Annotated in this window: 6 protein-coding genes; 2 read left to right on the top strand and 4 right to left on the bottom strand. The window is 39.9% G+C overall.

What is annotated here, in order from left to right:
- Positions 1 to 91 precede the first annotated feature (91 nt).
- Entirely contained in the window at positions 92 to 2,305 is a 2,214-nt protein-coding gene (gene purL / locus IBX42_RS10585; RefSeq protein ID WP_294932718.1) for a phosphoribosylformylglycinamidine synthase subunit PurL, read from the top strand.
- A 261-nt stretch (positions 2,306 to 2,566) separates the two neighbouring features.
- On the opposite strand, the gene IBX42_RS10590 is transcribed toward purL, so the two are convergent.
- Together IBX42_RS10590 and IBX42_RS10595 are read right to left on the bottom strand one after the other, a co-directional pair.
- A complete protein-coding gene (locus IBX42_RS10590; RefSeq protein ID WP_294932720.1) occupies positions 2,567 to 2,878 on the bottom strand; it encodes an NGG1p interacting factor NIF3 in 312 nt (103 codons plus the stop codon).
- On the bottom strand, positions 2,879 to 3,838 hold the full coding sequence (locus tag IBX42_RS10595; RefSeq protein ID WP_294932721.1) for a 6-phosphofructokinase: 960 nt from the start codon (positions 3,836 to 3,838) through the stop codon (positions 2,879 to 2,881).
- A 90-nt stretch (positions 3,839 to 3,928) separates the two neighbouring features.
- On the opposite strand from IBX42_RS10595, the gene purH reads away from it, so the two are divergent.
- Complete coding sequence (purH, locus tag IBX42_RS10600) at positions 3,929 to 5,464, top strand: bifunctional phosphoribosylaminoimidazolecarboxamide formyltransferase/IMP cyclohydrolase (RefSeq protein ID WP_294932723.1); 1,536 nt, start codon at positions 3,929 to 3,931, stop codon at positions 5,462 to 5,464.
- A 43-nt stretch (positions 5,465 to 5,507) separates the two neighbouring features.
- On the opposite strand, the gene IBX42_RS10605 is transcribed toward purH, so the two are convergent.
- Positions 5,508 to 6,605 carry a hypothetical protein gene (locus tag IBX42_RS10605; RefSeq protein WP_294932725.1) on the bottom strand — a complete coding sequence of 366 codons (1,098 nt, stop codon included), beginning with the start codon at positions 6,603 to 6,605 and terminating at the stop codon, positions 5,508 to 5,510.
- Positions 6,595 to 7,284 (bottom strand): hypothetical protein (locus IBX42_RS10610; RefSeq protein WP_294932726.1); only part of this gene is annotated, 690 nt, incomplete at its 5' end. The genes IBX42_RS10605 and IBX42_RS10610, both read right to left, overlap by 11 nt.

Consider the following 7,284-nt stretch of genomic DNA (forward strand, 5'->3'; position numbering starts at 1 on the left):
CACAAAATCTGACTTTTCGTTCCATTAAAACACTTTTTACTTCATGTTAGATATAATCCCTTTTTAAAAACCAAATTTTTAGGATTTCCCCGTGAGCCAACAACTAGAAAATATTGAAGAAGTACTTGCTTCACATAAGCTCTCAAGTGAAGATTACACGCATATAAAGCAAATTTTAGGGCGTGAGCCGAACTTAGTAGAGATAGGCATTTTTTCTGCCATGTGGAGTGAGCACTGCAGTTATAAATCATCAAAAGTTCATTTAAGCGGCTTTCCGACTAAAGCGCCATGGGTTATTCAAGGTCCGGGTGAGAATGCGGGAGTCATTGATATCGGCGGCGGATATGCGGCTGTATTTAAGATGGAGTCACACAACCACCCGAGTTTTATAGAGCCTTATCAGGGCGCTGCAACGGGTGTAGGCGGGATTATGCGTGACGTCTTTACAATGGGGGCTCGCCCTGTTGCAAATCTAAATGCGCTAAGATTTGGAAATGTTTTAAATGATGATGACATCGCTAAACACCAAAGATATTTGGTTCGCGGCGTAGTTGAGGGAATCGGCGGTTACGGTAACTGCATGGGAGTTCCGACTATCGGCGGAGAAACAAGTTTTGACGAGTGCTATAACGGCAATATTTTGGTCAATGCTTTTACTTTGGGTATTGCAAAAAGCGATGAGATTTTTTACGGCAGAGCTGACGGCATAGGCAACCCCGTAATCTACGTAGGCGCAAAAACTGGTCGTGACGGATTAGGCGGAGCCGTGATGAGTTCCGACAGCTTTACCGAAGAGTCAAAATCTCTTCGTCCGACTGTTCAAGTGGGTGATCCATTTACTGAAAAACTTCTGCTTGAGGCATGTTTAGAGCTTTTTAAAACAGACCATGTTATCGGTATCCAAGACATGGGAGCGGCAGGACTTACCTCTTCAGCATTTGAGATGGCAGGACGAAGTGGGAGCGGTATGATAATGCACCTTGATCGTGTGCCTGCCCGTGAAGAGGGGATGACTCCTTATGACTTTATGCTCTCGGAGTCTCAAGAGCGTATGCTTCTTTGTGCGAAAAAAGGAAGCGAAGCCGAGATTATTAAAATCTTTGAGAAGTGGGATTTAGATGCGGCGGTAATCGGTGAGGTAACTGCAACCGGAAATATGGAGCTTTTCTGGCATGGAGAGAAGGTTGCAGAGGTTCCGGTTAATCCGGTAAGTGAAGAGGCACCCGTTCTTAACCGTCCTATGGTACGCCCTGCATATTTGGATAAAATCGGCGATGTGACGATTGATGATTTTGCTCGTGTTGCAAATCAAGAGGCATTCGAGAAGCTTACAAAATCTATGGAAGTGGTTGACAAATCGTGGATTTATACGCAGTATGACTCAATGGTACAGACAAACACTATTAAAAAAGGTGGAATGCTTGACGCTTCTGTTATACGCGTAAAAGAGAACGGCAAAGCTCTTGCAATGTCGGCTGACTGCAATGTGCGCTACTGCTATATAGACCCAAAAGGCGGAGCAGCGGCGGCTGTAATCGAGAGCGGGCGCAATGTTGCCATGAGCGGTGCTAGACCTTTGGCGATTACTGATTGTCTCAATTACGGTAACCCTGAAAATCCTGAAGTCATGTGGCAGTTTGGACAGGGATGCCTAGGCATAAAAGAGGCTTGTGCGGCACTTACGACTCCGGTAATCGGCGGTAATGTTTCTCTTTATAATGAGACAAACGGCGTCTCTGTTTTTCCAACACCCTCTATCGCAACCGTAGGCGTAAACGACGATGCAAACAGAGTGTTGATGTCAAGCTTTCAAGGCGAGGGGAATACTCTTTACTTAGTGGGAGATAATAAGAGCGAGTTCGGCGGCTCTCTCTACATGAAAGAGATCTGTGGAGCAGTTGCGGGAAAACTTCCTGTGATTGACTACGAAGATGAGTTAGCTCTTTGGGAATTGGTTATCGAGGCAAACAAAAAAGGTATTTTAGAGTGCGCAAAAGATGCAAGCAGCGGCGGTGTGGCTATTGCTCTTGCAAAAATGGCGGCTGTAAGCGGACTAGGATGCAGCGCTAAGATGCTTGTAAGAGACGAGAGAGACATTTTTGCAGAGAGCATGAGCCGCGCAATTATAGAGGTTAAGCAGGAGAACAGCGCCTCTTTTGAGACGATGGTTGGAACGCTAATGTGTCAAAAAATCGGAACGGTAGGCGGAGACAAAGTCAAAATCAACAATGTTGAGATGAGTTTGCAAGAGCTTCAAGACAACTACTTTAATACGTTTAAAAGAGTAATTGAGAGAGATCTGTAATCTAAATCTCTCTTCGTACTTTTTTCTTCGCAAAAAAGTACCAAAAAACTCCTGCAACGGCTTCGAGCCTGACATTCGTCAGGTTCCCAAAAAACAGCAAACAAACCACTAAGAATTCAAAACTCACTTTGTTCAAACAGTTGAATTTTCTTAACGCTATTTATTTGCTGTTTTTCGGCTCTGCAAATGTTGCAACTGACGCACAAGCTTTGTTGGCGTAAACCTCTTTTAGATGTACATTAATTGCCGGTATATTACTCATTAAAACTCTTCTATCCTAAAAACTTCATAAGCCACCTCTTCGTAAGGGTGGCTCTTTTTTAAAACCTTAATAGCTTCTTTTATAAGCTCATCATTGCAAATCATCTCTACTTTATATTCTGACACATGTTCTAAACTATCTAGTTTGCCGATATGTGGGTTTGCCTTGTTTATTGGCTTAAACTGTCCAGTGCCTAGTGTCTCAAAAGAGCAGCATTCATAGTTTTCATATCTGCCCACACCGATGGTAAAGAGCGCCTCTTTTACTCTCTCTTTATCTTCAACAGGCACGAAAAAGTTTAATTTATACATTTAAAATCTCTTCAGATAGCCCAAAAGCTCGCTATCTAGTTCATATTTTTTGTTTGCTACTTCATCTATGCTTTTATACTCAAACCCTTTTTTTGTGTAGCAGATCACGCTCTCATCTCTGCCGCCAAGCAGACCGTCTATGGCATGGTTTACAAATTTATATGCCATAAGTCTGTCATATATTGTCGGGTTTCCGCCCCTTTGCGTATGTCCTAAGATTGTCACTCTTGACTCTAGCCCAATCTTCTGTTCAAACCACTCTGCTATCTCGCTTGACTCCTCTTTTATCCCCTCTGAGATTACGGCAATAAAATATTTGCGCCCGCTTCTTATCTGCTCTTTGAAACTCTCTTCATACTCTTTCATATCATGCTCTATCTCTGGGATTAGACAGAGTTCCGCGCCGCTGCACAGAGCTGAGACAAGTGCCAAGTAGCCGCAGTTTCTTCCCATGGTCTCTATCACAAATGCTCTTGAGAATGAGGCTGCCGTATCTCTTATGTTGTCGATGGAGTCTTTGATGACATTTAGCGCGGTATCTACCCCCAAGCAGTACTCGGTGCCGTTTATGTCGTTGTCAATTGTAGAGGGAATACCGCAAAATTTTATCCCATATTCTTTGTAAAAAATCTCCATTCCTCTAAAAGAGCCGTCACCGCCGAGAACAAGCAGCATGTCGATATTTAGAGCAGCAAGATTTTTCTTTGCAATCTCTCTAAACTCTTTTTCTATAAACCTTTTGCTTCTGGCACTTCCGATTATCGTTCCACCGCGGTTGATAATTCCTGCTACATCTTTATGCGTTGCTTTAATTATTCTATTGTCAATCAACCCTTCAAAGCCGTCATAAACAAAGTAGGGTGTCAATCCTTTTTGGAGCGAGTACTCTACAAAATGTTTCAGAGCTGGATTCATACCGCTAACATCGCCGCCTGAGCATAAAATTGCTATATTTTTCATCTGCTTTTCTCAATTTTCATTTTTTTAAGTTTACCATCTTCTAATCTCAAATGAGATAAAATTCCATAATTTATTTTCACAAGGTCATTAATGAAAAGAGCATTGGTAAGTGTTAGCGATAAGAGCGGCGTGGTTGATTTTTGTAAATCTTTAGTAAAAAACGGTTTTGAGATTATCTCAACCGGCGGAACTTATAAAATATTGGCAGAAGAGGGCATAAAAGCTATCGAGATAGACGAAGTTACAAAATTTCCGGAGTGTTTTGAAGGAAGAGTAAAAACCCTAAACCCATACGTTCACGGCGGGATTTTACATAGACGCGACAAACAGTCGCACTTAGATCAGGCAAAAGAGTTGGGTGTTGAAGCAATCGACTTAGTATGTGTAAACCTCTATCCGTTTAAAGCGACAATTCTAAAAACTGATGACTTTGAAGAAATCATAGAAAATATCGACATCGGCGGACCTGCGATGGTGCGTTCGGCTTCTAAAAACTTTGAGAGTGTTATGATTGTGACTGATGTAAACGATTATGCAAAAGTTATAGATGCGATAGAGAATGAGAAAAACACGCTTGAGTTTAGAAGAGCTCTTATGATAAAAGCATTCGAGCACACCGCAGCATACGACTCAACGATAGCAAACTACATGAACAAGCGTTTTAACGGCGGTTTCGGAGAGAAGCAGTTTGTAGTCGGAAACAAAGTGATGGATACACGTTACGGCGAAAATCCTCATCAAAAAGGCACACTTTACGAGTTTGACAAACACTATTCAAACAACTTTAAAACACTAAAAGGCGAAGCAAGTTTTAACAACCTAAACGACCTGAGCGGAGCTGTTAAGATAGCTTCTGCATTTGGAAGCGACAATGCGGTTTGTATCACAAAACATGGAAATCCTTGCGGTTTTGCTATCCGTGACAACCTTGTAGACGCTTACGTAGAGGCTCTAAAATGCGACCCTGTTTCAGCGTTTGGCGGTGTTGTTGCGGTTAATGGTATCGTGACAAAAGAGCTGGCACTTAAGATGAACGAGATATTTTTAGAAGTCATAATTGCTGGACGCATAACAGAGGAGGCGCAAGAGGTTTTTGCTTCTAAAAAGCGAATCAAGCTATTTGAGATGGGACATGACAAGTTAGTTCTTGCAAACGATGAGAAAGATTTTAAACATATTGACGGCGGTTTTGTCTACCAAGATGCGGATAAAGTAAATGACGACGAAGTCAAAAATGCAAAGCTTATGACTACAAAAGAAGCAACTGTGCAGGAGAAAAAAGATATGGAGATAGCTTATAAAGTAGCATCTCTTACAAAATCAAACTGCGTTGTCTATGTCAAAAACTCTGCGATGGTAGCTGTGGGAATGGGAATGACAAGCCGTGTCGATGCAAGCCAGTGCGCGCTTAAAAAAGCAAAAGAGATGGGGCTTGACGTGGAAGGTGCCGCACTTGCAAGCGAGGCATTCTTTCCTTTCCGTGACTCCATTGACGCGGCAGCCGCGGCAGGTGTTAAGAGCGTAATAGAACCGGGCGGAAGCATAAGAGATGAAGAGATTATAGATGCCGCAAACGAGTTTGGCATGAGCCTCTACTTCTCGGAAGTCAGACACTTCCTACACTAAGATTTTATCCACATGTCAAGCATTTTGCTTGACTGAATAATAACTATTTTATGTTATCTATAATTTTCATTTTCTCTTTTATTTCGACATTTTTATAGCTCTGTAGAATCTGCTCTGAAAATTTCTCTGTTTCATGTTCAAAACTTGAAACATAGTTGTTTTTTAATTCTGTTTTTGTCTCGTTAATTGAATTTAAAATCTCTTTTTTTAGCTCTTCTCTATGTAACGTCTCATCAACCGCATTAATTGCTACATCAGTACCAAACCAAAACATTACTCCGCCGACAATGGCGCCAAATGGGCTACATATTATAGAACCTGGACCACACAATAATCCTGCATTTGCACCGACAATAGCGCCTCCAGCTGAAGAAGCAAGTTTTGTAGCTGCTTTTGCTCCTGATTTAACAGCCGTTTTTGCAGTAATTTTTGCAGAAACGACAGTTAAAATTTTTGCTCCGATTGCTGTGCCTACTACGCCTAATTTTATTTTTTGTTGCATGAAGTTAGTGGATATATCTTCCCTTACACTGGCAAGCGCTTGAGAGTTTAGTTCTAAATCCACTTGATCGGTAGAGATAAATTCCACAAAATCTTGATGATTCTTCATTCTATTCTCATAAAAGGCTCTAATATTTTTTGAAGATTTTTCAATTTCATCAAAGAAATTACTTCCTAGAAGTTTCTCATTTATATATTTGTCATAATCACTAAATGCCATAGTTCCCAACTCCACATAGCCGCCAACAACCGAATAGTGAAAGTCTAGAAATTCATCTATATTTTCATTAACTACTTTTTCAAAGAGCATATCTACTTCATCATCTATTTTGTTGTTTATTTTTTCTATTTGTAAATTAAGATTTTCTTTAATAAGCTCTTGATTTAGAGACAAGTTTTCTCTTATCTTCTCAGATGGCAGTTCAAGCCATTTTTCATCAACGATTGGTTCTCTATTTTTTAATTCACTATCTGTTTTATAGAGTGCGATTAAAGAGATACTTACATAGCCTAAAAGCAGTACAATTATGGCACCCCAAAAATATTTTTCATTTTTTGACATGCCAGATTCTGTAACTCTCTCCTCTGTTTTTTTGATTTGTAAATCTTTTTTTTCTGAATTATGGGAGTTATCTTCCATCGTTTCTCTTAATTATTTTGTTTAGTAAATAGATGACTTGGACTATAAAACGATTTAAACCTAAGATAGCCAGGGAGTTTAAAATCATGAAACTTATCCATAAAATATTTTTACTGCTCTGCTCTTCTATTGCGCTATTTGACTCTTTCATTAAGAACCAGATTCGGCTATCTACCTCAGTTTGTGTTCTTAGAACAACATCAACAAAGCTGCAGTTTGAAGAGATGGAGTTTGTAGCTGCAGTGAGTGTTTCTTTTAAAGTTTCTCTCAGATATTCAGGCTCACTGCTATTTAAAAACAGGTAAGCATATACGCAAAACAGTATTAAAGCTGAGATTTTAACAGTTGTTTCTCTGGCAAAAATCTCTAAATGTTTATCATTTACAATGTTTGCAAAAAAGTTTAAAAAAAACCTATATATCCCAAAAACTGCAGCTATGAAAAGAGTCAATAATAGGTAAAAAACAGAGTCGAAATTTATCGAAAGGTACATCAGTGATAGTGAATAGGAAATTGATAACAGAATAAAAAAGATTGAAGGTAAAACAGGAGATGTCAGAATTTTTGAAATGAGTGTGTTTTTTTTAAAATAACAGTCTCGAAAACACTCTTTTTGCTTCATTCTGATTTCTATATAACCAGAGGCAATAACGACTGTTACTATAATGGGCATTAATAA

This window comes from Sulfurimonas sp. (assembly GCF_014859695.1).
GTDB lineage: Bacteria > Campylobacterota > Campylobacteria > Campylobacterales > Sulfurimonadaceae > Sulfurimonas.

Coding starts and splice junctions, on each gene's coding strand:
- IBX42_RS10590 (WP_294932720.1), bottom strand. CDS start 2,878: ATGTATAAATTAAACTTTTTCGTGCCTGTTGAAGATAAAGAGAGAGTA.
- IBX42_RS10595 (WP_294932721.1), bottom strand. CDS start 3,838: ATGAAAAATATAGCAATTTTATGCTCAGGCGGCGATGTTAGCGGTATG.
- purH (WP_294932723.1), top strand. CDS start 3,929: ATGAAAAGAGCATTGGTAAGTGTTAGCGATAAGAGCGGCGTGGTTGAT.
- IBX42_RS10605 (WP_294932725.1), bottom strand. CDS start 6,605: ATGGAAGATAACTCCCATAATTCAGAAAAAAAAGATTTACAAATCAAA.